At 69.8% G+C, this 24050-nt stretch carries 21 protein-coding genes, 3 tRNA genes, 1 other RNA gene and 1 pseudogene; 21 read left to right on the top strand and 5 right to left on the bottom strand.

What is annotated here, in order from left to right:
* Positions 1–63 precede the first annotated feature (63 nt).
* The 7 genes from RHOOR92_RS0110930 to RHOOR92_RS0110960 all read left to right on the top strand — a co-directional run bounded on the left by RHOOR92_RS0110930 (position 64) and on the right by RHOOR92_RS0110960 (position 8699).
* Entirely contained in the window at positions 64–489 is a 426-nt protein-coding gene (locus RHOOR92_RS0110930) for a MerR family transcriptional regulator (RefSeq protein WP_007513092.1), read from the top strand.
* Complete coding sequence (locus RHOOR92_RS0110935) at positions 486–3086, top strand: heavy metal translocating P-type ATPase (protein ID WP_007513094.1); 2601 nt, start codon at positions 486–488, stop codon at positions 3084–3086. The genes RHOOR92_RS0110930 and RHOOR92_RS0110935 overlap by 4 nt, the downstream gene beginning before the upstream one ends.
* Before the next feature lie 98 nt (positions 3087–3184).
* On the top strand, positions 3185–4459 hold the full coding sequence (folC, locus tag RHOOR92_RS0110940; protein ID WP_007513096.1) for a bifunctional tetrahydrofolate synthase/dihydrofolate synthase: 1275 nt from the start codon (positions 3185–3187) through the stop codon (positions 4457–4459).
* Positions 4460–4536: 77 nt separating this feature from the next.
* Positions 4537–5595, top strand: coding sequence for an SPOR domain-containing protein (locus RHOOR92_RS0110945; RefSeq protein ID WP_007513099.1), 1059 nt, complete (start codon positions 4537–4539; stop codon positions 5593–5595).
* Positions 5596–5632: 37 nt separating this feature from the next.
* Positions 5633–6253, top strand: a complete 621-nt coding sequence (locus RHOOR92_RS0110950) for a CvpA family protein (protein ID WP_007513101.1) — start codon at positions 5633–5635, stop codon at positions 6251–6253.
* A gap of 27 nt (positions 6254–6280) precedes the next feature.
* The gene (gene purF / locus RHOOR92_RS0110955; RefSeq protein WP_007513103.1) at positions 6281–7756 is read left to right on the top strand and encodes an amidophosphoribosyltransferase; all 1476 of its coding nucleotides are present in this window, start codon (positions 6281–6283) and stop codon (positions 7754–7756) included.
* 124 nt (positions 7757–7880) lie between these two features.
* A complete protein-coding gene (locus tag RHOOR92_RS0110960) occupies positions 7881–8699 on the top strand; it encodes a ferritin-like domain-containing protein (RefSeq protein WP_007513105.1) in 819 nt (272 codons plus the stop codon).
* Positions 8700–8726: 27 nt separating this feature from the next.
* Here RHOOR92_RS0110960 and RHOOR92_RS0110965 read toward each other — a convergent pair whose 3' ends face one another.
* Positions 8727–10058: an erythromycin esterase family protein gene (locus tag RHOOR92_RS0110965; protein WP_100224913.1), complete on the bottom strand. Its 1332-nt coding sequence runs from the start codon at positions 10056–10058 to the stop codon at positions 8727–8729.
* 98 nt (positions 10059–10156) lie between these two features.
* Here RHOOR92_RS0110965 and RHOOR92_RS0110970 point away from each other — a divergent pair, with 98 nt between their 5' ends.
* Complete coding sequence (locus RHOOR92_RS0110970) at positions 10157–11521, top strand: alpha/beta fold hydrolase (protein WP_007513109.1); 1365 nt, start codon at positions 10157–10159, stop codon at positions 11519–11521.
* Positions 11522–11629: 108 nt separating this feature from the next.
* Positions 11630–12613 carry a zinc-dependent alcohol dehydrogenase family protein gene (locus RHOOR92_RS0110975; protein WP_231378370.1) on the top strand — a complete coding sequence of 328 codons (984 nt, stop codon included), beginning with the start codon at positions 11630–11632 and terminating at the stop codon, positions 12611–12613.
* A 59-nt stretch (positions 12614–12672) separates the two neighbouring features.
* Here RHOOR92_RS0110975 and RHOOR92_RS0110980 read toward each other — a convergent pair whose 3' ends face one another.
* Entirely contained in the window at positions 12673–13323 is a 651-nt protein-coding gene (locus RHOOR92_RS0110980) for a BON domain-containing protein (protein WP_007513113.1), read from the bottom strand.
* Positions 13324–13472: 149 nt separating this feature from the next.
* A tRNA-Pro gene (locus RHOOR92_RS0110985) sits at positions 13473–13549 on the bottom strand.
* A 166-nt stretch (positions 13550–13715) separates the two neighbouring features.
* Between RHOOR92_RS0110985 and hisS the strand changes: the two genes are divergently transcribed.
* From hisS to RHOOR92_RS0111000, 3 genes are read left to right on the top strand one after another with little or no spacing between them, the layout of a single operon-like run.
* A complete protein-coding gene (gene hisS / locus RHOOR92_RS0110990) occupies positions 13716–15095 on the top strand; it encodes a histidine--tRNA ligase (protein ID WP_007513134.1) in 1380 nt (459 codons plus the stop codon).
* A 55-nt stretch (positions 15096–15150) separates the two neighbouring features.
* The gene (locus RHOOR92_RS0110995) at positions 15151–17052 is read left to right on the top strand and encodes an aromatic amino acid ammonia-lyase (protein ID WP_027490235.1); all 1902 of its coding nucleotides are present in this window, start codon (positions 15151–15153) and stop codon (positions 17050–17052) included.
* 29 nt (positions 17053–17081) lie between these two features.
* Positions 17082–17480: a DUF6165 family protein gene (locus RHOOR92_RS0111000; RefSeq protein WP_027490236.1), complete on the top strand. Its 399-nt coding sequence runs from the start codon at positions 17082–17084 to the stop codon at positions 17478–17480.
* A 32-nt stretch (positions 17481–17512) separates the two neighbouring features.
* Here the strand turns inward: RHOOR92_RS0111000 and RHOOR92_RS0111005 are convergent, their stop codons facing one another.
* The gene (locus RHOOR92_RS0111005; RefSeq protein ID WP_027490237.1) at positions 17513–18556 is read right to left on the bottom strand and encodes a glycosyltransferase family 9 protein; all 1044 of its coding nucleotides are present in this window, start codon (positions 18554–18556) and stop codon (positions 17513–17515) included.
* 34 nt (positions 18557–18590) lie between these two features.
* Here RHOOR92_RS0111005 and RHOOR92_RS0111010 point away from each other — a divergent pair, with 34 nt between their 5' ends.
* From RHOOR92_RS0111010 to RHOOR92_RS0111040, 9 genes are all read left to right on the top strand, one after another.
* Complete coding sequence (locus RHOOR92_RS0111010) at positions 18591–19322, top strand: 3-deoxy-D-manno-octulosonic acid kinase (protein ID WP_027490238.1); 732 nt, start codon at positions 18591–18593, stop codon at positions 19320–19322.
* Positions 19319–20077, top strand: a complete 759-nt coding sequence (locus RHOOR92_RS0111015; RefSeq protein ID WP_027490239.1) for an MBL fold metallo-hydrolase — start codon at positions 19319–19321, stop codon at positions 20075–20077. The genes RHOOR92_RS0111010 and RHOOR92_RS0111015 overlap by 4 nt, the downstream gene beginning before the upstream one ends.
* Before the next feature lie 97 nt (positions 20078–20174).
* Positions 20175–20286: transfer RNA gene (locus RHOOR92_RS19620), tRNA-Ser, on the top strand.
* 81 nt (positions 20287–20367) lie between these two features.
* Positions 20368–20460 (top strand) — tRNA-Ser (locus RHOOR92_RS0111020).
* A gap of 46 nt (positions 20461–20506) precedes the next feature.
* Positions 20507–20603, top strand: an RNA gene (gene ffs / locus RHOOR92_RS19290) — signal recognition particle sRNA small type.
* Between the two features lie 82 nt (positions 20604–20685).
* Positions 20686–22371: a DNA polymerase III subunit gamma/tau gene (gene dnaX, locus RHOOR92_RS0111025; protein ID WP_027490240.1), complete on the top strand. Its 1686-nt coding sequence runs from the start codon at positions 20686–20688 to the stop codon at positions 22369–22371.
* Positions 22371–22694 carry a YbaB/EbfC family nucleoid-associated protein gene (locus tag RHOOR92_RS0111030; protein WP_027485554.1) on the top strand — a complete coding sequence of 108 codons (324 nt, stop codon included), beginning with the start codon at positions 22371–22373 and terminating at the stop codon, positions 22692–22694. The genes dnaX and RHOOR92_RS0111030 overlap by 1 nt, the downstream gene beginning before the upstream one ends.
* A 13-nt stretch (positions 22695–22707) precedes the next feature.
* On the top strand, positions 22708–23307 hold the full coding sequence (gene recR / locus RHOOR92_RS0111035; RefSeq protein WP_007513151.1) for a recombination mediator RecR: 600 nt from the start codon (positions 22708–22710) through the stop codon (positions 23305–23307).
* A gap of 19 nt (positions 23308–23326) precedes the next feature.
* Positions 23327–23671: a histidine triad nucleotide-binding protein gene (locus RHOOR92_RS0111040; protein ID WP_007513153.1), complete on the top strand. Its 345-nt coding sequence runs from the start codon at positions 23327–23329 to the stop codon at positions 23669–23671.
* A gap of 59 nt (positions 23672–23730) precedes the next feature.
* On the opposite strand, the pseudogene RHOOR92_RS19855 reads toward RHOOR92_RS0111040, so the two are convergent.
* A pseudogene (locus tag RHOOR92_RS19855) lies at positions 23731–24050 on the bottom strand (DDE transposase); the annotation flags it as partial.

A 24050-nucleotide genomic window follows, 5' to 3' on the forward strand; every position in this document is an offset into this window, starting at 1 on the left:
CAAGGCAGCCCGCGGCAGCAACGCTTGACTCTGGACTTCGATCAAAGGTCTAGACTGTGCCGCATGAACACGCAAACTCCCTCCCTGACCATCGGTGCCGTCGCCAAGCGCGTCGGCGTGGCGATCGACACGATCCGTTATTACGAGCGCGAGGGCCTGCTGCCCGAGCCGCAGCGGCGGGCGTCCGGCTACCGCAGTTACGGCGACAGCACGGTGGCGCAGCTGCGCTTCATCCGCCGTGCGAAGGAGCTCGGCTTCACGCTGGAGGAGATCCGCGAGCTGCTGGCGCTGTCGGCCGATCGCCTGCGCGGGGTGAAGGCGGTGAAGAAGCGCGCCGAGCAGCGGCTGGCGGCGATCGAGCAGCGCATCGCGGAACTGCAGCGCGTGCGCGATGGCCTGGCGCAGCTGGTGGCCTCGTGTCCGGGGCATGGCAAGCCGGAGCATTGCCCGATCCTGCGCGCTTTGAGCGATGACGAGGTGAAGGCATGAGCGGGCAAGCTTCCTGCTGCGCGGGCGGCGACAAGCCGGCGGCCGGCGCGGCGATCGATCCGGTGTGCGGCATGACGGTGGACCCGGCGATGGCGAAGCACCTCAGCACGCTCGACGGGCAGACGTTCCATTTCTGCAGCGCGGGCTGCAAGGCGAAGTTCGATGCGTCGCCGGCGACTTACCGGGCTGCCGGGCAGAAGCCTGTGGGGAGCTGTTGCGGTGGCAAGGCGGCGGACGACCATGCGAACCACGAGCATGCCGATCACGATCACGCCGATCACGGGCACGTCGATCACGGGCATGCGCGCGTCGTGAAGGACCCGGTATGCGGCATGACGGTGGATCCGCAAACGGCGAAATACCACGCCGAGCATGACGGCCAGACGTACCATTTCTGTTCCGCGCGCTGTCGCGAGAAGTTCGTGGCCGATCCGTCGGCCTACCTCGGCGAACGCCAGCCCGCGCCGCCGGTGCCGGCCGGCACCATCTATACCTGCCCGATGCACCCCGAGATCCGGCAGGTCGGTCCCGGCCATTGCCCGATCTGCGGCATGGCGCTGGAACCGCTGATGCCGACGCTGGATGAAGACGACGGCGGCGAGCTGGCGTCGATGACGCGGCGCTTCTGGTGGCTGGTGGTGCTGACCGTGCCGACCCTGCTGGTGGCGATGGGACCGCACCTGTTCGGCTGGCACCTGCCCGCGCCGTGGGACGGCGTGGCGGCCTGGACCGAGGCGCTGCTGGCCAGCGTGGTGGTGTTGTGGGGCGGTGCGCCGTTCTTCGTGCGCGGCTGGCGCTCGCTGAAGCCCTGGCGTCCGAACATGTACACGCTGATCGCGCTGGGCACCGGCGTGGCATGGCTGTACAGCGCGGTGGCGTTCCTGCTGCCGGACATCTTCCCGGAGGGTTTCCGCGACGCCAGCGGGCGGGTTGCGGTGTACTTCGAATCGGCGGCGGTGATCGTCACCCTGGTCATGCTGGGCGATTTCCTGGAGTTGCGCGCGCGCCGGCGCACCGGCGCGGCGCTGAAGGCGCTGCTGGGGCTGGCGCCGAAGACCGCGCGGCGCATCGCTGCCGACGGCAGCGAGGCGGACGTGGCGCTGGACGCGGTGCATGCCGGCGACGTGCTGCGCGTGCGCCCCGGCGAGAAGGTGCCGGTCGACGGCGTGGTGATCGAGGGCGACAGCCACGTCGACGAGTCGATGCTCACCGGCGAGCCGATGCCGGTGGCCAAGGCGAAGGGCGATCCGCTGACCGGCGGCACCGTGAACCAGGACGGCGCGCTGACCATGCGCGCGCAGAAGGTCGGCGGCGAGACCATGCTGGCGCAGATCGTGGCACTGGTGGCAGCCGCCCAACGCAGTCGCGCGCCGCTGCAGCGCGTGGCCGACCAGGTGGCGGCGTGGTTCGTGCCTGCGGTGGTGGCGGTGGCCGTGCTGGCCTTCGCGGCGTGGGCGATCGTCGGCCCGGAGCCGCGGCTGGCGCACGCGCTGATCGCGGCGGTGTCGGTGCTGATCATCGCCTGTCCGTGCGCGCTGGGCCTGGCCACGCCGATCTCGATCATGGTCGCCAGCGGCCGCGGCGCGCAGCACGGCGTGCTGTTCAAGGACGCCGGCGCGATCGAGCGTCTGCGCGACATCGACACCCTGGTGGTGGACAAGACCGGCACGCTGACCGAAGGCAAGCCGGCGCTGACCGAGCTGGTGGTGCTGGGCGGCCAGCCGCGCGAACGCCTGCTGGCGCTGGCCGCCGCGCTGGAACGGCCGAGCGAGCATCCACTGGCGCGGGCGATCGTCGTGGCGGCGGACGCCGAAGGCGTGGCGACGCTGGCGGCGACGGATTTCCGCTCGCTGACCGGCCGCGGCGTCAGCGCGAAGGTGGACGGCAGCGCAGCGGCGCTGGGCAATGCGAAGCTGATGGCCGAGTCGCGCGTGGCGATCGGCGAGGAGGCCGGCGCTCGCGCCGAGCAACTGCGTGGGCAGGGTGCCACGGTGATGTTCCTGGCCGTCGACGGCGCGCTCGCCGCCTTGCTGGCGGTGGCCGACCGGATCAAGCCGGACACGCCGACGGCGATCGCGGCGCTGCACGCGGCCGGCCTGCGCATCGTGATGCTCACCGGCGACAACGCCACCACCGCGCAGGCGGTGGCGGGCACGCTCGGCATCGACGAGGTGCACGCCGACGTCTCGCCGGCCGACAAGGCCGCCGTGGTGAGTCGGCTCAAGGCCGAAGGCCGCCGCGTGGCGATGGCCGGTGACGGCATCAACGACGCGCCCGCGCTGGCCGCTGCCGACATCGGCATCGCGATGGGCAGCGGCACCGACGTGGCGATGGAGAGCGCGCAGGTGACCCTGGTCAAGGGCGAGCTGGGCGCGATCGTGCGTGCGCGCACGCTGTCGCAGGGTACCGTGCGCAACATCCACCAGAACCTGTTCTTCGCCTTCGTCTACAACGCGGTCGGCGTACCGCTGGCCGCCGGCGTGCTGTACCCGTGGTTCGGCATCACGCTGTCGCCGATGATCGCCGCGCTGGCGATGAGCCTGAGCTCGGTGTCGGTGGTGAGCAACGCACTGCGCCTGCGCCGGCTGCGTCTGTGACGCCGTGCCCGCCATGGGCGGCGCAGGGGGCGTTCATTCGTTCGTTTGTTCGGGTGATGCTTTAAGCTTTGTGCTTCCCGTTTGCTCGAAGTCACTGCATGAGTCGCACTCTCGCCGAATGGCTGGCGTACCAGGAACGCGTCAACGTCCACAGCATCGAGCTGGGACTGGACCGGGTACGCGAGGTGTGGCGACGGATGGGCGCGCCGGCGCCGGCGAAACGGGTGATCACGGTCGGCGGCACCAACGGCAAGGGTTCCACCGTGGCCCTGCTGGAGGCGATGTTGCGCGCGGCCGACCTGCGCGTGGGCGCGTTTACCTCGCCGCACCTGCTGGAATACAACGAGCGCGTGCGCATCGACGGCGTCGACGCCGATGACGCCGCGCTGGTTGCCTCGTTCGAGCGGATCGAGGCGGTGCGCGGCAGCGTCCCTCTGACTTATTTCGAATTCGGCGCGCTGGCCGCGCTGGACCTGTTCGCCCGCGCCGGGGTCGACGTGGCGGTGCTGGAGGTGGGACTGGGCGGGCGGCTGGACGCGGTCAACATCATCGATGCCGACGTGGCGGTGATCACCACGGTGGACCTGGACCATATGGAGTGGCTCGGTCCGGATCGCGACAGCATCGGCCGCGAGAAGGCCGGCATCGCGCGGGCCGGGCGGCCGGCGATCGTGGGCGAACTGGACCCGCCGGCTGGTCTGCTCGACGCGCTGGCCGAGCGCGGCGCGCGGGTCGAGCGGGCCGGCATCGACTTCAGCGTGGAGCGGCACCAGGACGGCTGGCGCTGGCTCCATCGCGACGGCAGCGCGATGGAGCTGCCCGATCCGGCGCTGGCGGCGCCGGTGCAGTACGCGAATGCGGCGGCGGCGATCGCCGCGTTGCACGTGCTCGGCCTGGGGGCGCTCACACCGAGCGCCTTTTTCGCGGCGGTCAGCGCCGGCCTGCACGAGGTACGGGTGCAGGCGCGATTGCAGTCGATCGGCGGTGAGCCGCCGCTGGTCGTGGACGTGGGCCACAACCCGCAGGCCGCCCGCGCGCTGGCCGAATGGCTGGACACGCAGCCGCCGGCGCGGGTGCACGCGGTGTACGGCGCGCTGGCGGACAAGGACGTAGCCGGAGTGATCGGCGCGCTCGGTACGCGCATCGGCCACTGGCATCTGGCCGGGCTGGACCAGGCCACTCCGCGCGGCATGCCGGTGGCGACGCTGGCCGCGATCCTGCAGCAGGTACTGCCGCAGGCGTCGTACGGCGTGCATGCCGACGTGCCCGCTGCGTTGGCGGCGGCGCGTGCGGCTGCGCAACCGGGCGAGCGCATCCTCGCGTTCGGCTCGTTTTTCGTGGCCAGCGCGGTGCTCGCTGAACGCCACGGTTGAGGCTGGCTCATGGCGTCCGGCGCGGGCAGGTATAATCGCGCCGTTGTGCACTGCGTTTGCCGCCCTGGAGCGAAAACTTGAAAACACGCCTGCTGGGAGCCGCCGTCCTGATTGCGCTGGCGGTCCTGTTCGTGCCGATGTTCTTTTCCAGCACCCCGCCGGCGCCGGGCGGCGACCAGGCGGTCAGCCTGGCGATCCCTCCGGCGCCCGACCGCGACCTGCAGACCCGCACCATGAGCCTGGCGCCGGATGCCCCGGCAGGCGCTTCGAGCGCCGCGGGCCAGTCGACGCCGTCGGCGACGCCGGCCTCGAGCGACCGGCTGGCCACGGTGAACATCGGCTCCAGTCGCCCGCGCGACGTCGAGACCGATCCCGAAGCAGGCAAGCCGCCGCAACCGACCACGGTGACCACCGGTTCGGGTACCTCGCCGGGCCAGCCGGTGATTCCTCAGCAGGCCAACCCGCCGGCGGCCGGCGCGAACACCAGCACGGCGCCGGCGACGAAGCCGCACACGGTGGCGATCACGCCGCCGCCCAGGCCGGCGGCTCCGACCGCGGCGCCGGTGGCTACTGCGCCTGCGCCTGTGCCCGCGCCGACCGCGGGACGCGGCAACTACACGCTGAACCTCAGCGCCTACGCCAATGCCGCCGGCGCAGCCAACCTGGTGCGCCGCGTGCGGGCGCTGGGTTATCCGGTCGGCGGCCACGCCATCACCCAGGCCGGCCAGCCGCGCACCCTGGTCATCGCCGGGCCGTTCGAGACGCGCGCCGCGGCCGAGGCCGCGCGCTTGAAGATCACCCAGTCGATCCCCGGCGTGCCGGCCCGGCTCGAACAGGATACCAGCCACGAAAGCGGCACGGCGGCGACACCGCCGCCGGCGGCCACGAGCACTGCCAGGGCCGGCGGCTGGGCCGTGCAACTGGCGGCGATGAGCGACCAGGCCGATGCGAATGCGCTGCGCGACAAGTTGCGTGCGAACGGCTTCGACGGCTTCGTCGATTCGGTGCAGTCCGGCGGCAGGCGTCTGTGGCGCGTGCGCGCCGGTCCGCAGACCCAGCGCGGCGACGCGCAGCGGGTGCACGACCAGATCAAGGCGAAGCTGGGCATCGACGGCAACGTCGTGCCGGTACCCTGAGCGCCGGTTCCGGCACGCGGACTGACGGGGCAAGCAGATGAACTGGACCGACTACATCATCCTTGGCGTGCTGGCCCTGTCGGTCTTCGTCGGGCTGTGGCGCGGCCTGATCTCCGAAGTGCTGGCATTGGCGATCTGGGTCGCCGCGTTCTGGGTGGCGTGGCTGCTCGGCCCCGCCGCGGCCGCGCGGCTGGAGCACGTGATCGAGCTGCCGTCGGCACGGATCATCGTGGCCTACGGGCTGTGCTTCGTCGCCGTGCTGATCCTCGGCGCGCTGCTGCGCTTCGTGATCGGCAAACTGGTCCAGAGCACCGGGTTGTCCGGCACCGACCGCCTGCTGGGCATGCTGTTCGGCTTCGTGCGCGGCGTGCTGCTGGTGACCGTGGCGGTGTTCCTGATCGGCTTCACCGCGTTCACGCGCGATCCATGGTGGCGGCAGTCGGTGCTGCTGCCGCGCTTCCAGCACGTGGCGGCCTGGCTGGGCCAGCAAGTGCCGCCGGGCGTGCGCGAATACCTCCATCCGCCGGCGACGCTCGGCCGTCTGTCCGGCTTGCCGGCGGCGTTGACGGCCCCCATCTCGGGTACGGCGCCCGCACCGGCGGCGAGCGCGCGGCATCCGGCGACGACCGGCACGGCCGTGCCGCCGCGGACTTTCTGAATCATCCTCTGAAGCAGGCAACAAACCATGTGCGGAATCATCGGCATTGTCGGTACCACCGAAGTGGCATCGGCGCTCTATGACGGGCTGACGGTGCTGCAGCACCGCGGCCAGGATGCGGCCGGCATCGCCACGGTGGACGGTGCGCGGCTGCGCCTGCACAAGGGCAACGGGCTGGTGCGCGACGTGTTCGGGCAGAGCGCGATGAGCGGCTTGCGCGGGCGCATCGGCATCGGCCACTGCCGCTACCCCACCGCCGGCTCGGAAGGCTCGGCCGAGGCGCAGCCGTTCTACGTCAACTCGCCGTACGGCATCGCGTTCGCGCACAACGGCAACCTGGTCAACACCGATGCGCTGCGCCGCGAGATGTTCCAGGACGACCGCCGCCACATCAACACCGACTCGGATTCCGAAGTGCTGCTGAACGTGCTGGCGCACGAGCTGCAGATCCAGGACCGCATGGCGCTGACCCCGGACCACATCTTCAAGGCGGTGGCCGGCGTGCATGCACGTGCCCGCGGCGGTTATGCCTGCATCGCGCTGCTGCTGGGCTACGGCCTGATCGCGTTCCGCGACCCCAACGGGATCCGCCCGCTGGTGCTGGGCGAGCGGGTCAACGGCGAGGGCCGCGAGTACGCGGTGGCGTCCGAATCGGTGGCGCTGGACATCCTCGGCTTCAAGCGCATCCGCGACGTGGCGCCGGGCGAGGCGGTGATCATCACCGACGACGGCCAGTTGCATACCCGCCGCTGTGCCGAGGGCGCGCCGCACACGCCGTGCATCTTCGAGTACGTCTACCTGGCGCGGCCGGACTCGATGATCGAGGACGTCTCGGTGTACAAGGCGCGCCTGCGCATGGGCGAGAAGCTGGCCGCGAAGATCCTGCGCGAGCGGCCCGACCACGGCATCGACGCGGTGATCCCGATCCCCGACACCGCGCGCACCGCCGCCAGCGCGCTGGCCGGCGCGCTGGGCGTGCCGTTCCGCGAGGGCTTCGTCAAGAACCGCTACATCGGCCGCACCTTCATCATGCCGGGGCAGGGCGAGCGGGTGAAATCGGTACGCCGCAAGCTCAACGCGATCGACCTGGAATTCCGCAAGAAGAACGTGCTGCTGGTGGACGACTCGATCGTGCGCGGCACCACCTCGAAGCAGATCATCCAGATGGCCCGCGACGCCGGCGCCAGGAACGTCTACTTCGCCTCCGCCGCGCCACCGGTGCGCTACCCGAACGTGTACGGCATCGACATGCCGTCGGCCTCGGAGCTGGTCGCCGCCGGGCACACCGAAAAGGAGATCGAGCGGACGATCGGCGCCGACTGGCTGATCTACCAGGACCTCAAGGACCTGATCTGGGCGGTGCAGGACGGCAACGAGGAACTGAAGCAGTTCGACACCTCGTGCTTCTCCGGCGAATACGTCACCGGCCTGGACCGGAGTTACCTGGAACAGATCGAGATGCTGCGCTCGGACGACGCCAAGGCCGCGCGACGGGCCGGCTGAGCCCCGCATCGCACGCGCAGGAGCGCACCTTGTCCGCAAGGGACTTCCTTCGGTCGTGCGCGATAGCTGTTCGTCAAGTGGCGGAAAAGCATCGCTCACAAGGTGCGCTCCTGCAGGGTTCGTCATGACCGATCTGCACACCGCCGCCAAAGCCTGCCTCGACGCCAGCGCGCCGGACGAGAAGCTGCGCCTGACGCACGCGACCTGGCAGGCCTTCGAGCGTGGCGAGTTGCGTGCGGACGCCGCCGCGCCGCCGCCGGTGCCGATCGGCCCGCCCGGTCGCCCGGCGAAGCCGCGGCTGGTCAGTGCGCGCCAACTTCCGCAGCGCGGCCTGGGCAGCGCGGAAGGCCGCGTGGCGCTGGTGCACGCGGTGGCGCATATCGAGTTCAACGCGATCAACCTGGCGTGGGATGCGGTATATCGGTTCCGCGGCATGCCGGCGGACTATTACCGCGACTGGGCCAGCTGCGCCCACGACGAGGCGCGTCATTTCGCGCTGCTGTCCGACCGGCTGGCCGAGCTGGGCCACGCCTACGGCGACTTCGACGCGCACGACGGCCTGTGGGAGATGGCCGCGAAGACGGCCGGCAACGACACCGCGCGGATGGCGCTGGTGCCGCGCGTGCTGGAAGCGCGCGGGCTGGACGTCACCCCCGGCATGATCGAACGGCTGCGCGGACTCGGCGACGAGCGCACGGTGGCGATCCTGGAAGTGATCCTGCGCGAGGAAGTGGCCCATGTCGCCGCCGGTACCCGCTGGTACCGCCACTGCTGCGAGCGCGACGGCCTCGACCCGATCGAGACGTTCTTCACCCTGCTGCGCGACTGCATGGGCGTCGGCCTGCGCGGCCCGTTCAACCGCCCGGCGCGGCTGCAGGCCGGCTTCGTCGAGGCGGAACTCGACCGACTGGCCGCACTGGTCCCGCCAGCGGCCGCGCGTTGAGGCGAAGCGGTAACGGTTCGTCGTTGCCTACAGGCCCGAAGGGTAGGTGTCCGGTGGCTCGTGGCGGGTCCAGTGTTCGGTGATGTCGAGCGGCTCGACCGCGCTGGTCTCGTCGAGGTGGAACAGGGCGTCGAATTGCCGGCTCAGCGAGGCGCTGAAGTAATGGCTGGCCAGCTCCGTCTCGGGCCGGTACACCACGCCGATGGCCCGTTCGAGCAGCGGCGCGGCCAGCCCTTCGGCCAGCGTGCCGGACAGCGGCAGGAAGAAGCGGTCCAGGCCGCTGGTGTAGAGCAGGTGCTCGCAGCTGTCCTTGTGCGCGGGGCGCACCCAGCGCCTTTCGGCCGGCGCGTCCCAGTCGTGCGCAGCGGTGACATGGCCGGTATAGGTGGTGAAACCGACCAGCAGGGCCTGCGCGGCGCCGGCCTGCTCGCGCAGCAGCTGGCCGACGTTCCATTCGCCGCGCTCGCCCATCTGCGTGGCGCGGGCGTCGCCCAGGTGCGAGTTGTGCGCCCACACCACGATGCGGCCCTGCCGCCCCTGTGCGCGCAGGTGCCGGCGCAGGGCGAACAGCGTGTCTACCATATGCGCGTCGCGCAGGTTCCAGGTGTTGCTGCGGCCGCCGAACATGGCGCGGTAGTACTGCTCGGCATGCAGCACGACGTGCGCGTTGCGTTCGGCGAAGAACTGTTCGTCGCGCGCCGCCGGGCCGTCTTCGGCCAGGTAGGCCGGTGCCTTGCGCAGCAGTTCGACGAGCAGGGCCGCGGCGGCGTCGCGGCAGGGCGGGCGCAGGCCGGTGGCGGCCTCGAAGCCGTAGGTCTGCGGTTCGCGTACGTGGTCCAGCGCGACATAGAGCCGGCGCGCGAGCATGGCCTGGTCGGGGTCGACCGCTTCGAGGTAGTCGATCACCGCGTCGGCCGAGCGGTACAGGCTGTACAGGTCCAGGCCGTAGAAGCCGGCCCGCGCGGCGGCCGGAAGCCCGGCATTGCGGGCTCGCAGCCACTGGATGAATCCGCGTACCGCGTGGTTGCGCCACATCCAGGTCGGGAAGCGCCGGAAGTCGCCGAATGCCTCGTCGATCGAGGCGTCGCCGACGCCGCGGACGTGGCGATTGAGGCGGTACGCGTCGGGCCAGTCGGCTTCCACCGCCACCGCATCGAAACCCAGTTCCCCGATCAGCCGGCGGGTGATCTCCTCGCGCATCGCGTAGAACTCGTGCGTGCCGTGGCTGGCCTCGCCCAGCAGCACGAAGGGGCGTTCGCCCACCATGCGCAGCAGCGGATCGTAGTCGCGATCGTCGCCGTCGAGCGGCACTGCCGCGTCGCGGATGGCGTCGAGCAGGGGAGGGTGGCGGACGATCACGGGCGCCTCCATACACGCGGTCGCCGCAGCGGCGATGGCGCCAGCTTGGCAGCGGAACCGGGTGCCATGTTGATGCAGGTCAACAAGTGCGGCGGCGGATGGCACACAGTACGCCACAGGCACGCTGGCTGCCGCCGGTGCCGTGCGGCGCCGCGCTGGAGTGCATCCCGATGGTCTCACTGCCGTTTCTCGATCGCGACGATGCCGGCCGGCAACTGGCCGACGCGCTGGCCCACTACCGGGGCGCGCAGCCGGTGGTGCTGGCGATTCCGCGCGGCGCGGTGCCGATGGGGCTGGTAGTCGCCGACGCGCTGGGTGGCGAGCTGGACGTGGTGCTGGTGCGCAAGCTCGGCGCACCGGGCAACCCCGAGTTCGCCATCGGCGCGGTGGACGAACACGGCAGCGTGCTGCTCAATGAATACGCCGCCGAGGCGGGCGCCGACACCGCCTATACCCGGCGCGTCGCGCAGCGCGAGTTGGCGCTGATCCGCGAGCGTCGTGCGCGCTACCGCCCCGGCCGGCCTGCGACGGTTCTCGCCGGGCGGACGGTCATCGTGGTCGATGACGGCCTGGCGACCGGCGCCACGATGGTGGCGGCATTGCGGGCGGTTCGCGCGCAGGGGCCGGCGCGACTGGTCTGCGCGGTACCGGTGGCCGCGGCGGACAGCCTGGCGCGCGTGTCCGCCCTGGCCGACGAGGTCGTTTGCCTGGCGACGCCGCGCCCGTTCCCTGCGGTCGGTTCGCACTATCTCGACTTCGACAGCGTCAGCGACGAACAGGTGATCGCCCTGCTGGCCGATCCGGTCGCCGCCGAGGCACCGGCGTCGCCGTCGCCGGGTGGCCCGGTCCACATCCCCGCGGAGCAGGTGGTTCTCGAGGGCGACCTCGTCTCCCCGCCGTCGCCGCGCGGCCTGGTGCTGTTCGTGCATGGCAGCGGCAGCAGCCGGCACAGCACGCGCAACCGTTACGTCGCCTCCGTACTGAATCGACGCGGTTTCTCCACGCTGCTCTTCGACCTGCTGACGCCGCAGGAGGATCGCGACACGGCGGCACGCTTCGACGTGCCGCGGCTCGCCCGGCGCCTGGACGCGGCGCTGCAATGGGCGCAACGACAGGCGGCCCTGCGCGATCTGCCGCGCGGCCTGTTCGGCGCGAGCACGGGCGCCGCTGCTGCGTTGATGGTGGCCGCGGCCCGGCCCGGCGAGATTGACGCGGTGGTATCGCGCGGCGGACGCCCGGATCTGGCCGACACGTCCAGTCTGTCGCGCGTGCAGGCGCCGACGCTGCTGATCGTGGGAGGCGCCGACCTGCAGGTGCTGGAGCTCAACCGGGCGGCCCAGGCGGCGATGCCGCAGGGCGCGAGCCTCACCGTGGTGCCGGGGGCCACCCATTTGTTCGAGGAACCCGGCGCGTTGGAACAGGTGGCGGCCATCGCTGCCGACTGGTTCGCGCGCTGGCTCTGACGCGCGTGCGGCAGGCCGCTCCGGAGCGGCGCTTGGAGGTCCTCCGTGGCCGCCGCCGACGTTCGCTTCCATCACGCACGACGCTGCAGGAGAACTGCCGTGTTCGCCATGGTACTGACCGCCATCGGCCAGCCGCTGAGCTTGCGGGAACTGCCCGACCCGCAGCCGGCGGCGGGGGAGGTCCGCTTGCGCGTCGAGGCCTGCGGGGTGTGTCGCACCGACCTTCACGTGGTCGACGGCGAATTGCCGCGGGTGACGCCGCCGGTCATCCCAGGGCACGAGATCGTCGGCCGCGTCGAGGCGCTGGGTGAGGGCGTGACGGCCCCGGCCGTCGGCGACCGGGTGGGTGTGCCGTGGCTGGGGCATGCTTGCGGCGTGTGCCGGTACTGCGTCATGGGCGCCGAGAACCTGTGCGATGCGCCGCAGTTCACCGGTTACACGCGCCCGGGCGGATTCGCCAGCCATGTGGTCGCCGAGGCGGCCTACTGCATTCCGCTGGACCGCCACGCCGACCCGGTGGCGCTGGCGCCGTTGCTGTGCGCGGGCCTGATCGGCTGGCGCTGCCTGTCGAAGGCGGGCGCGGCCGATGCGCTGGGCCTGTACGGCTTCGGCGCGGCGGCGCACGTCATTGCCCAGGTCGCGCGCTGGCAGGGCCGCCGGGTGTTTGCGTTCACCCGGCCAGGCGATGCCGAAGGGCAGGCGTTTGCGCGCTCGCTGGGAGCGGCGTGGGCAGGCAGCTCCCTCGATCGGCCGCCGCAATGGCTGGATGCGGCGATCGTGTTCGCGCCGGACGGCGGCCTGATACCGCTGGCCCTGCAGGCGGTGCGCAAGGGCGGCCGCGTCGTGTGCGGCGGCATCCACATGTCGGAGATTCCGGCGTTTCCCTACCGGCTGCTGTGGGAGGAACGGCAGCTGCTGTCGGTGGCGAACCTGACCCGCGGGGACGCGAAGGACTTCTTCGCCGTGGTGCCGCAGGCGGGCGTGGCGACCACCACCGTCGCGTACCCGCTCGATCGGGCGAATGAGGCGCTGTCCGACCTGCGCCACGGCCGTATTCGCGGCGCTGCGGTGCTGACCTGCCAGCCCGGCTGACGCATGGCGCGGCCGCCGGGATTGGCACCCCAGGCGCCGATCCTTGCGCCGCTGCCGGCTCAGCTGATCCGCAGATGGTCCTCGACCATGCGCACGCCGGGCGTGGACCATGCGGCACGCTCGACCGCGCGGCGCTCCTCCCAGTTGTCGACGTCGCCCTCGATGCTCACCGTGCCGCCGTCGTCGACCACGACGCGGATCCGGGCCGCCTCGATTTCGGCCTGGCGCCGCAGCGCGTTGCGGATGCGTTCCTCGACGTCGGCAGGAATCGCCGCCGGCGTCAGCGCGATCGCGTTGGTCACCCCGAGCACGCCCGACAAGCGGCGAACGCTGGCCTCGGCTGCCTCGCGCTGGTAGTTCCAGCGCACCTCGCCGGTCAGCGTGACCCAGCCGTCCTGGACCTTCACATGCACCGCGTCATGCGGCGAGGGCGAGCTCCAGGCGAGGATGTTGAGCGCGCGCTGGGCAATCTCATCGTCGTTGGTCTTCTTGGCCGCGGCGAAGCGCACCTGGATTTCCTGCGCGATCGCCTTGACGCCCTTGACGCGCCATGCGGCACGTTCGGCGGCGACCTTCTGCGTGTAGCTCGGGACGTGTCCGGAGAGCGTGATCACGCCGTTCTCGCATGTCACGCCGATGTCCGCCGCATCGATGCTGGGCTCGAAGTCCAGCTCGTCGATCACGTCCTGCCGCAATTGCTTGTCGCTCATCGCACACCTCCGGGGAGGGAGCCAGGGGAGAGTGCATTACCGTCCCGTTCCACCGCAGCCGTATTGATCGATGTCAACGCACGTCGCGTTTGCCGGCATCCGCCGCCACGAAAAAGGCCACCCGGTGAAGGGTGGCCTTTTTCGTGATCTGGTCGGGGTGACAGGATTCGAACCTGCGACTTCTACGTCCCGAACGTAGCGCTCTACCAGGCTGAGCTACACCCCGTGGGAAGCCGCGTATCTTAATCGCCGATCGGGGGCTTGGCAACAGGTTCGATGCATCCGCTGGACGATCCGCTGGGGAAGGGCGGCGGCGTTCTGTTAATCTTGACGGCTGCCGTCGTGCGGCCTGTCACGCGACGGAACGTCTCCCATCGTCAGTAGAGGATTCCATGGCGCTTACCCCGGCCCGCACCATGCCCGGCGTGCTCGAGCTGCTGCCGCTCGACCAGATCGCGTTCCAGCGCATGCTCGACGTGATCCGCCGCAACTACGAGCGCTTCGGTTTCCTCCCGGTCGAGACGCCGGTGATCGAATACTCCGACGTGCTGCTGACCAAGAGCGGTGGCGAGACCGAGCGGCAGGTGTACTTCGTGCAGTCCACCGGCGCGCTGGGCAAGGCCGACGAGGGCACACCCGAACTGGCGCTGCGCTTCGACCTCACCGTGCCGCTGGCGCGCTACGTGGCCGAGCATGAGCGCGACCTCAGCTTCCCGTTCCGCCGCTACCAGATGCAGAAGGTGTACCGCGGCGAACGCGCGCAGCGCGGGCGCTTCCGCGAGTTCTACCAGTGCGACATCGACGTGATCGGCAAGGACACGCTGTCGGTGCGCTACGACGCCGAGATCCCGGCGGTGATCTACAGCGTGTTCCGCGAGCTGGCGATCGGGCCGTTCACCATCCAGCTCAACAACCGCAAGCTGATGCGCGGCTACTTCGAGAGCCTGGGCATCGTCGATGGCGAGCAGCAGATGCTGGTGCTGCGCGAGGTGGACAAGCTGGACAAGCGCGGCGCCGACTACGTGCGCGACACGCTGACCGGCGAAGCGTTCGGCCTGAGCGCCGAGGTGGCGGCGAAGATCCTCGCCTTCGTGCAGGTGCGTTCCACCACGCTGCAGGATGCGCTGGACAAGCTCGATGCGCTCGGCGCCGGCCCGGAAGCGATGGAGCAGGGGCGCAGCGAACTGAAGGAAGTGCTGGGCCTGATCCACGCGTTCGGCGTGCCACAGACGCACTACGCACTGAACCTGTCGATCGCCCGCGGCCTCGACTACTACACCGGCACGGTCTACGAGACCACGCTGAACGACCACCCGCAGATCGGCTCGATCTGCTCCGGCGGGCGCTACGAGAACCTGGCCGGCCAGTACACCAAGTCGCACCTGCCCGGCGTCGGCATCTCGATCGGCCTGACCCGGTTGTACTGGCAGCTGCGCGACGCCGGCCTGATCGATACGGCGAAGAGCACCGTCGATGTGCTGGTGACCCAGATGGACGAGGCGCAGCTGCCGGCCTACCTGGCGCTGGCCGGCGAGTTGCGCGGCGCCGGCATCGCCACCGAGGTGGTGCTGGAAGGCGGCAAGCTGGGCAGGCAGTTCAAGTACGCCGACCGCGCCGGCATCCGCTTCGTGGTGGTGCTGGGCGAGGACGAACTGGCCCGCGGCGTGGTGACGGTGAAGGACCTGCGCCGCGAGGACCAGTTCGAGGTGGCGCGCGGCGAACTGGTCAAGACGCTGCGGGTGGAGCTGGAGCAGGCCGCGGCGATGGGCTGAGCGCCACTTCCCCGGTGATTCATGACAGACGACGCAATCCATCCATGAGGCAGCAGTGAGCACAACCGATACCATCGTCCTCGACGGCAACAGCCTCACCCGCGCCCAGCTGGTAGCGGTGGCGCGCCACGGCCACAAGGTTTCGCTGGCCCCGGCCGGGCTCAAGCGCGTGCAGCGCGCCGCCGATTTTCTCGCCGAGAAAGTCAGCTGCGGCGAGCCGACCTACGGCGTCACCACCGGCTTCGGCAGCAACGCCGACAAGCTGCTCGGCGCGCATCGCGTGCGCGACGAGTTGCCGGGCGGGAATCCGCACGCGCCCGAGGGTACGCTGCTGGAGGAGCTGCAGCACAACCTGATCATCACCCACGCGGTCTGCGTGGGCAAACCGTTCGGCGAGGACGTGGTGCGGGCGATGCTGCTGATCCGCATCAACACGCTGATGCGCGGGCACTCCGGCATCCGCGTGAGCACGCTGGAGGCGCTGGCGGCGATGCTCAACGCCGGCGTGGTGCCGGTGGTGCCGGAGAAGGGTTCGGTCGGCGCCAGTGGCGACCTGGCGCCGCTGTCGCACTTGGCGATCGTGTTGCTCGGCGGCGGCGAGGCGTTCTACCAGGGCGAGCGGATCAGCGGCGCCGAGGCGCTGAAGCGCGCCGGGCTCGCGCCGATCCGGCTGTCATTCAAGGAAGGCCTGGCGCTCAACAACGGCACCGCGCAGATGCTGGCGACTGCCGCGCTGGCGCTGGATGCGCTGGAGCGTCTGCTGGATACCGCCGACCTCGCCGCGGCGATGACGCTGGATGCCTTCGCCGGCCGCAGCGGCGCCTTGCGGCCCGAGGTGCATGCGCTGCGTCCGCATCCGGGCCAGGTGGAAACCGCAGCGCACGTGCGCGAACTGCTGGCCGGATCCACCCTGCTCGACATTCCGTATCACCTGGTGCCGCGCTTCAAGCCGTGGCGGGCCGAGGCATGGAATGAAGCGGACGATCAGGCGCTCAGCTTCGACATCGGCTGGGACTGGGTACCGGCGAACCAGCGTCATGGCCGCGAGACGTTCTACCGCCGCTTCCTGCCGTTCAAGGGCGGCAAGAAACACCAGCCGCAGGATGCCTACAGCCTGCGCTGCATGCCGCAGGTGCACGGTGCGGTGCGCGATGCCTGGGCACAGGCGTGCCGGGTGATCGACATCGAGCTGAACTCGGTCACCGACAACCCGCTGATCTTCCCGGACAACACCGACGCGCAGTTCATCGAAGAGCAGGTGATCTCGGCCGGCCACTTCCACGGCATGCCGCTGGCGCTGGCGATGAGCTACGTGAAGGCGGCGATTCCGGTGCTCGCCTCGATCTCCGAGCGCCGGCTCAACAAGCTGGTCGATCCGGCCACGAATGACGGTTTGCCGGCCTTCCTCACCGGCAACGAGGACGGCACCGACTCGGGCTTCATGATCGTGCAGTACACCGCCGCGGCGCTGGTCAACGACCTGGCCACGCGCGCGCATCCGGCCAGCGTGTACTCCGTGCCGACCAGCGCGAACGCCGAGGATCACGTCTCGATGGGCGCGAACGAGGCGCGCCACGTGCTGGAGATGATGGAGGATCTCGCTCACGTGCTGGCGCTGGAGCTGTACACCGCTGCGCAGGCGCTGGACTACCGCCAGGAGATGCTGAACGCGGCGCGCCGGCTGGCCAGCCGTGGCGGCTGGCAGGCGCTGGCGGCGAAGATCGCCAACGCGCCACGCGAGGACCAGCCGCACTACGCCCAGTTCGTCGCCGAAGTGCAGCAGCTCGCCGCGGCGCTGGCCCATGCCGGCGATTTCCATGCCGGCGCCGCCGTGCGCACCGCCCACGCGACCCTGCGCCAGCACATCGGCTTCATGCACCGCGACCGCGCGATGGACGGCGACGTGCGCACGGTCTGCGCGCTGGTGCAGCAGGGCACACTTCGCCCGGCGGCGTGACTCATCCTTTTTTGACGGAAGCCAAGACCATGAGCCTGATCCAGACCCCGGTGTCCTACGGCGAGCTGATCGACAAGATCACCATCCTGGAAATCAAGTCGCGCCGGATCGCCGACGCGGCCAAGCTGGCCAACGTGCGCAACGAGCTGGACCTGCTCAACGCGACCTGGGCCAATGACGCGGCCTCGCGTACCGACATTTCCGGCGAGCGAGCGCATTTGCTGGCGGTCAACGAGCTGCTGTGGGACATCGAGGACCGCATCCGCTTGAAGGAGAAGGCGCAGGCGTTCGATGCCGAGTTCATCGAGCTGGCGCGTTCGGTGTATTTTCGCAACGACGAGCGCGCCGCGTTCAAGCGCGAGATCAATCTCAAGCTCGGTTCGCAGCTGGTCGAGGAAAAGTCGTACCAGGATTACCGCGCGGTGTAATGAGGTGCGCGTAGGGGCCCACTGGTGGGCTCCTACAACAGGTGCATGGCCTGCGCCGCGGCCTCGTAGCGTTCGATCACCTCGTCCACGCCGATCAGATCCATCACGCCGGGCTTCTCGATCTTCGTGCCCCAGGGAATCTCGCTGGCCGGCCTGCCCAGGTACTTGCGCGCCGCTTCGTCGTACTTGTCCACGCACCAGCGGCGGTCGGAGTAGGGGCCGGAACGGTGCGGGTTGCTGGCCGCGTGCAGGCCGAGCACGCGGGTGCCCACGGCGTTGGCCATGTGCATCGGGCCGGAGTCGGGGGTCAGTAGCAGTTGGGCGCGGCCGAGCAGGGCCAGCAGTTTCTTCAGCGTGTCCTTGCCGGTGAGGTCGAGCGGCGGCGACTTGCATGTCGCCAGCACGGCGTCGGCCGCCGCGCGCTCGAAGGCGGAGGGGCCGCCGACCAGCGCCACGCGCCAGCCGCGGGAAGCGGCGTGGTCGATCACCGCGGCGTAACGCTCCGGCCGCCAGTTGCGCAGCGCATGGCTGGAGGTGGGACTGACCAGCAGGGTCGGCGCCTCGCCGGGCAGCTGTTCGGCGGCCCAGGCGTGCGCCTCGTCGGGAACCGGGATGTCCCAGCGTACCCGGGTCTGCTGCAGTCCCAGCGGTTCGCAGAAGCTGCCGATCGCGTCGAGCACATGTTCGCCGGTTCGCGCCGGGATGCGCTCGTTGACCACCAGGCCGTGCAGGTCCTTCGCACGGGCGCGATCGTAGCCGATGCGCCGCTCGGCCTTGATGCCCAGGCTGAGCAGGTTCGAGCGCATGGCGACCTGCATCTGCAGCAGCGCGTCGAAACGCCGGCCGCGCAGCGCCGCATGCACCGCGCGCATGCCGGCCCAACCGGCGGCCTTGTCGAAGGTGACGAACTCCACGCCGGGCAGGTCGCCGACCAGCTTGCGTTCCAGCTTGCCGACGATCCAGGTCAGCGTGGTTTGCGGCCACGACTGCTGCAGGGTGCGCACCAGCGGCACCACGTGGGTGACGTCGCCGATGGCGGAGGTGCGCAACAGGCAGATCGAGGAAGGGCTGGTCATGAGGCTGGGTTAGAATCCGGGACAGTCACCGGGCATGATGATGCAGGAACGAACCCACACCGATGCCGAAGGCGCGATTCTGTTCGACGCCGAGGTATCGCCACAAGTCGGGCACGACTGGTTCGCGCCGGACTACTGGCGCCAGCGCGGTGCGCTGCGCACGCAGGCCGGTGGCCGCGGCGGCGTGGCGATCGTTGCCGCACCGGTGGGTGAATGCGTGCTGCGACATTATCGTCGCGGAGGCCGGGTCGCCGCGCTGATGGGCGACCGGTATTTTTGGACCGGCGCCGACCGCACGCGTCCGTTCGTGGAGTTCCGTGTACTTGCCGAGATCGCCCGGCTGGAATTGCCCGGCCCGCCGGTAGTGGCCGCGCGGTACCGCCGGCATGGCCTGTTCTATAGCGCCGACCTGATCACCCGCCGCATCGCCGGCGCGCAGACCCTGGCCGAATGCCTCGCCGCCGGTCGGCTGGATGGCGAGCTGGCGGAGGAGGTCGGTGCGCTGGTGGCGCGTTTCCATCGCGCCGGCGTCTGGCATGCCGACCTGAACGCGCACAATGTGCTGGTGGCGCCCGGCGCGCTGTACCTGATCGACTTCGACCGCGGACGCATGCGCATCCCGGCCGCGGGCTGGCAGCGGGCGAACCTGCGACGCCTGCGCCGGTCGCTGCTCAAGCTGGGCGCGGCTGCCGACGGCGAAACGGCATTCGAGAAGAACATCTGGCAACCGCTGCTGTACCGCTACGAGCGTACGCTGACTCCATGAACTGGCATCTACATTTTCTCGGCGTGGGCGCCGCGCACGCGGTGGCACTGGGCTCGTCGGCGGTGGTGCTGGAACGTGCCGGTGTGCCGATGCTGCTGGTCGACTGCGGCCCCGGCACGCTCGACCGCTACATGGCGGCGTACGACGCGTTGCCGCCGGCGGTGTTCATCACGCATACCCACATGGACCACGTGGCTGGACTGGAGCAGCTGTTCATCCGCCTGTGGTTCGACCCGCACCTGCGCGGCACCACCCGGGTGTTTGCCCACGCCGCGCTGGTGCCGTGGCTGCAGGCGCGCGTGGCCGACTACCCCGGTGCGCTGGCCGAGGGCGGTGCCAACTTCTGGGAGGCGTTCCGGCTGGTGCCGTGCACCCGCGGTTTCTGGCTGGATGGCCTGTGGTTCGACGTGTTCGCCACCCGCCACCACGTACCGGGCACCTCGTACGGCCTGGCGCTGGACGGCAGCTTCATCTTCACCGGCGACACCCGGCCGATTCCCGAGATGCTGGCCAGCCGTGCCGGCGGCGACGAGATCATCGCCCACGACTGTGGCCTGGTCGGCAATCCGTCGCACACCGGCATCGACGACGTCGAACGCGAATATCCCGAAGCGTTGCGCGCCCGGCTGCTGCTGTACCACTACGGCAGCGAGGCCGACGGCACCGCGCTTGCTTCGCTCGGCTATCGCATTGCCAGCCCCGGCGAACGCATTGCCCTGTCCGCCCCGATGGAACCCAGGGGCGACGCTGGCTGAATCGGCGCGGGCTTGCTTGCCTGTATGGCCCTGCTGCCGGTATTCTTGCGGACTCTTTGTAGGACTGGATTGCCGCAAGGAGGGTCAAGTCCGCGGAGAGGTGTCCGAGTGGTTGAAGGAGCACGCCTGGAAAGTGTGTATACGGCTTAACCCCGTATCGCGGGTTCGACAAATTCGTCCGGAACGAATTTGGACAGCCGCCAGGCTGGCCCCGAACGCCAGTGAGGGGTGAGGCTCAGGATGAGCCGAACAATCCCGCCCAGTGCGAGATGGTGCGATAAAGATTTTGCGGAGAGGTGTCCGAGTGGTTGAAGGAGCACGCCTGGAAAGTGTGTATACGGCTTAACCCCGTATCGCGGGTTCGAATCCCGCCCTCTCCGCCAGTTTCGAGTGAGTCACGACTGCCGTCGTGCACGTCCATGGTGGCCCCGTCGGTCCCCCCGCGACGATAGTTCGCAAACTCCGCCAGGTCCGGAAGGAAGCAACGGTAGCGAATGATTCGGGTGCCGGGGTGTGGCTGGCGGGGCCGCCGCCATTTCGGGGTCGTCGTTTACTGACTTACCCTGCCTGACTTGGCACAATCACCTTTCGCCCCAAGGTAGTCAGGCATGTCTTATCAGGTACTCGCCCGCAAGTGGCGCCCGCGCAAGTTCGCCGAACTGGTCGGGCAGGAACACGTGGTACGCGCGCTGACCAATGCGCTGGACACCGGGCGCATGCACCACGCCTACCTGTTCACTGGCACCCGCGGCGTCGGCAAGACCACCATCGCGCGCATCTTTGCCAAATCGCTGAACTGCGAGCGCGGCCAGTCGGCCGATCCCTGCGGCGAGTGCTCGGTGTGCACGGCGGTGGACGAGGGGCGTTTCGTCGACCTGCTGGAGATCGACGCGGCCAGCAACACCGGCGTGGACGACGTGCGCGAGGTGATCGAGAACGCGCAGTACGCGCCGTCGCGCGGCCGCTTCAAGGTGTACCTGGTCGACGAGGTGCACATGCTGTCGAAGAACGCGTTCAACGCGCTCTTGAAGACGCTGGAGGAGCCGCCGCCGCACGTGAAGTTCCTGCTCGCCACCACCGACCCGCAGAAGTTGCCGGTGACGGTGCTGTCGCGCTGCCTGAAGTTCAACCTGAAGCGGCTGCTGCCGGAACAGATCTCCGGCCAGATGCGGCACATCCTGGGCGCCGAGAACATCGCCTACGAAGACGGCGCGATCGGCGAGCTGGCCCGCGCCGCGGACGGTTCGCTGCGCGACGGCCTGTCGCTGCTGGATCAGGCAATCGCCTACGGCGGCGGCGCGCTGCATGCCGACGACGTGCGCAACATGCTGGGCAGCGTGGCGCGCGGGCAGGTGCTCGGCGTGCTCGACGCGCTGGCTGCCGGCGACGGTGAGCGGCTGCTGGTCGAATGCACGCAGATCGCCTCGTACTCGCCGGACTTCGGCGGCGTGCTGGACGACATCGCCAGCGTGCTGCACCGGCTGCAGCTGATCCAGCTGATTCCCGGCTACCGGCCGGACGAGGACGGTGCCGACGACGATGCGCTGACCGCGCTGGCCGGGCGGATCACGCCGGAAGACGTGCAGCTGTACTACCAGATCGCCACCGCGGGTCGCCGTGATCTGGCGCTGGCGCCGGATGCGCGCACCGGTTTCGAGATGGCGCTGTTGCGCATGCTGGCGTTCCGTCCTGGCGACGGTGTGCCGGCCGTGCATGCCGAACGGCCCGCCACGGTTGGCCCGGCAGCGGCGGCACGTCCCGCGCCGGCGGCACCGATGCGACCCGCCGCGACGCTGGAACCGCGGCATGATGCTTCACCGCCGCGAACGACACCCGCACCCACCGCGGCGCCGGCCGGCGCCGCCGCCCCGGTGGCCCGCGACGCCGACGGATTACCGGACTGGGAGGCCCTGATCGAGCGCGCCGGCCTGCGCGGGCCGTTCGGCCTGCTGGCGCAGAACGCGGTATTGCGCGAGCGCGACGGGCAGACCTTGGTGCTGGCGCTGCAGCCGGCGCACATGAGCCTGGCGGTGGAGCCGATGGTGAGCCAGATGGAGGAGCGCATCGGCCACGCGCTGGGCGAGCGCATCCGCCTGCGTTTCGTCAACAGCAGCCAGACTGCCGCCGCGCAGACCCCGGCGGCGCGTGCCGCACAGGCGCGCGATGCGGCGCAGGCCGCGGCCGAGCAGGCGATCGAGGGCGATCCGCTGGTGCAGTCGCTGAAGCGCGAGTTCGGCGCGCGTGTGGTGCCGCAGTCCATCAAACCTTTTGACAGCGAATCGGGAGCCGTGTGATGAGAGGACAGATCGGCCAGCTGATGCAGCAGGCCCAGCGCATGCAGGAAGACATGAAGCGCGCGCAAGAGGAAATCGCGAAACTCGAAGTCACCGGCAGTGCCGGTGGCGGCCTGGTCAGCGTGGTGATGACCGGTGCGCACGAGGTGCGTCGCGTGCAGATCGACCGGCAGACGTTTGCCGACGATCCCGAGATGGCCGAGGACCTGGTCGCCGCCGCGATCAACGACGCGGTGAACAAGGTGGCCGAAGTCAGCAAGAACAAGCTTGGCGGCGTCACCGCCGGGATGAACCTGCCGGCCGGCTTCAAGATGCCGTTCTGAGGCTTGGAATCGAATGAGCGGTTCCCCCCTCCTCGCCGACCTGATCGAAGCCCTGCGCTGCCTGCCCGGCGTGGGTGGCAAGAGCGCGCAGCGGATGGCCTTCCATCTGCTGGAGCGCGAACGCGAGCGCGGGCTGAAGCTGGCGGCGGTGATGGAGCAGGCAATGCGGCGCATCGGCCATTGCGAGCGCTGCCGCAACTTCAGCGAGGAGCCGCTGTGCGCGCTGTGTTCCAGCTCCAGCCGCGAGCGCCAGGTGCTGTGCGTGGTGGAGTCGCCGACCGACCTGGCGGCGATCGAGCAGGCCACCGGCTACCGCGGCCAGTACTTCGTGCTGATGGGCCGGCTGTCGCCGCTGGACGGACTGGGCCCGGAAGAACTGGGACTGGCGCAACTGACCCAGCGCCTGGGCGAGGGCGAGATCGAGGAGCTGATCATCGCCACCAACCCGACCGTGGAAGGCGAAGCCACCGCGCATTACCTGGCCCAGCTGGCCCGTGCCGGCGGCGTGCGGCCGACCCGGCTGGCGCATGGCGTGCCGCTGGGCGGCGAACTGGAATACGTCGACCGCAGCACGCTGGCGCATGCATTCGGCGGCCGGCAACTGCTCGATTGATTACCGCAAGGGAACTCTCATGACCGACACGATTTTCAGCAAGATCGTCCGCCGCGAGATTCCGGCCGACATCGTCTACGAAGACGACGAGGTACTGGCGTTCCGCGACCTGAATCCGCAGGCGCCGGTGCACCTGCTGTTCATTCCGAAGCAGCCGCTGGCCACGCTCGATGACGCGACGGAGGGCGATGCCGAACTGCTCGGCAAGTTGCTGCTGGCCGCGGCGGCGTACGCGAAGCGGGAAGGTTTCGCCGGGCAGGGCTATCGCACGGTGATCAATTGCAACGAGGACGGCGGGCAGACCGTGTACCACCTGCACGTCCACCTGCTGGCCGGGCGCCGCATGCACTGGCCGCCGGGCTGAGCGCGCAGCCGCCGCATCCCGCATACGAAAACGCCGGCTCGAAGCCTAATGCCAGTCAGTTAAGACAGACTGGCATTTTTCGTGGGGTATTTGTGGGGTCGGCGTTTGACTTCACGGGGACAAGATCGTTGTCGTCGTGCGGGCAACAGATAGATGTGGGCTTGCTGTCGGAGGCGGGCGAGTCGTTTGGGAAAGGCGCCGGGTGTTTCCAGCGGGGCGTATCGCAACTCGGCCACGATGGCGCGCGTGAACCCCTGGAAGCTGAGCCGGGTCGGTGGCACGCCCAGCTCACCAGCGGTTTGGTGCATTTCCCAGCGCAGCAAGTTGTAGGCGATCAGCAGCCCCCAGATTTCCTGCCGCACCAGCTCCGGTCGCTTGC

This window comes from Rhodanobacter sp. OR92 (genome assembly GCF_000427545.1).
GTDB classification, from domain to species: domain Bacteria; phylum Pseudomonadota; class Gammaproteobacteria; order Xanthomonadales; family Rhodanobacteraceae; genus Rhodanobacter; species Rhodanobacter denitrificans.

What these genes read in the sequence shown, in the direction of transcription:
- RHOOR92_RS0111040 (WP_007513153.1), top strand. Translation starts at nt 23,327, where the DNA reads ATGACCGACACGATTTTCAGCAAGATCGTCCGCCGCGAGATTCCGGCC.
- RHOOR92_RS0111005 (WP_027490237.1), bottom strand. Translation starts at nt 18,556, where the DNA reads ATGACCAGCCCTTCCTCGATCTGCCTGTTGCGCACCTCCGCCATCGGC.
- RHOOR92_RS0110935 (WP_007513094.1), top strand. Translation starts at nt 486, where the DNA reads ATGAGCGGGCAAGCTTCCTGCTGCGCGGGCGGCGACAAGCCGGCGGCC.
- RHOOR92_RS0110975 (WP_231378370.1), top strand. Translation starts at nt 11,630, where the DNA reads ATGGTACTGACCGCCATCGGCCAGCCGCTGAGCTTGCGGGAACTGCCC.
- purF (WP_007513103.1), top strand. Translation starts at nt 6,281, where the DNA reads ATGTGCGGAATCATCGGCATTGTCGGTACCACCGAAGTGGCATCGGCG.
- RHOOR92_RS0110960 (WP_007513105.1), top strand. Translation starts at nt 7,881, where the DNA reads ATGACCGATCTGCACACCGCCGCCAAAGCCTGCCTCGACGCCAGCGCG.
- recR (WP_007513151.1), top strand. Translation starts at nt 22,708, where the DNA reads ATGAGCGGTTCCCCCCTCCTCGCCGACCTGATCGAAGCCCTGCGCTGC.
- RHOOR92_RS0110980 (WP_007513113.1), bottom strand. Translation starts at nt 13,323, where the DNA reads ATGAGCGACAAGCAATTGCGGCAGGACGTGATCGACGAGCTGGACTTC.
- hisS (WP_007513134.1), top strand. Translation starts at nt 13,716, where the DNA reads ATGGCGCTTACCCCGGCCCGCACCATGCCCGGCGTGCTCGAGCTGCTG.
- dnaX (WP_027490240.1), top strand. Translation starts at nt 20,686, where the DNA reads ATGTCTTATCAGGTACTCGCCCGCAAGTGGCGCCCGCGCAAGTTCGCC.
- folC (WP_007513096.1), top strand. Translation starts at nt 3,185, where the DNA reads ATGAGTCGCACTCTCGCCGAATGGCTGGCGTACCAGGAACGCGTCAAC.
- RHOOR92_RS0110930 (WP_007513092.1), top strand. Translation starts at nt 64, where the DNA reads ATGAACACGCAAACTCCCTCCCTGACCATCGGTGCCGTCGCCAAGCGC.
- RHOOR92_RS0110950 (WP_007513101.1), top strand. Translation starts at nt 5,633, where the DNA reads ATGAACTGGACCGACTACATCATCCTTGGCGTGCTGGCCCTGTCGGTC.
- RHOOR92_RS0110970 (WP_007513109.1), top strand. Translation starts at nt 10,157, where the DNA reads ATGGCACACAGTACGCCACAGGCACGCTGGCTGCCGCCGGTGCCGTGC.
- RHOOR92_RS0111030 (WP_027485554.1), top strand. Translation starts at nt 22,371, where the DNA reads ATGAGAGGACAGATCGGCCAGCTGATGCAGCAGGCCCAGCGCATGCAG.
- RHOOR92_RS0111015 (WP_027490239.1), top strand. Translation starts at nt 19,319, where the DNA reads ATGAACTGGCATCTACATTTTCTCGGCGTGGGCGCCGCGCACGCGGTG.
- RHOOR92_RS0111010 (WP_027490238.1), top strand. Translation starts at nt 18,591, where the DNA reads ATGATGATGCAGGAACGAACCCACACCGATGCCGAAGGCGCGATTCTG.
- RHOOR92_RS0111000 (WP_027490236.1), top strand. Translation starts at nt 17,082, where the DNA reads ATGAGCCTGATCCAGACCCCGGTGTCCTACGGCGAGCTGATCGACAAG.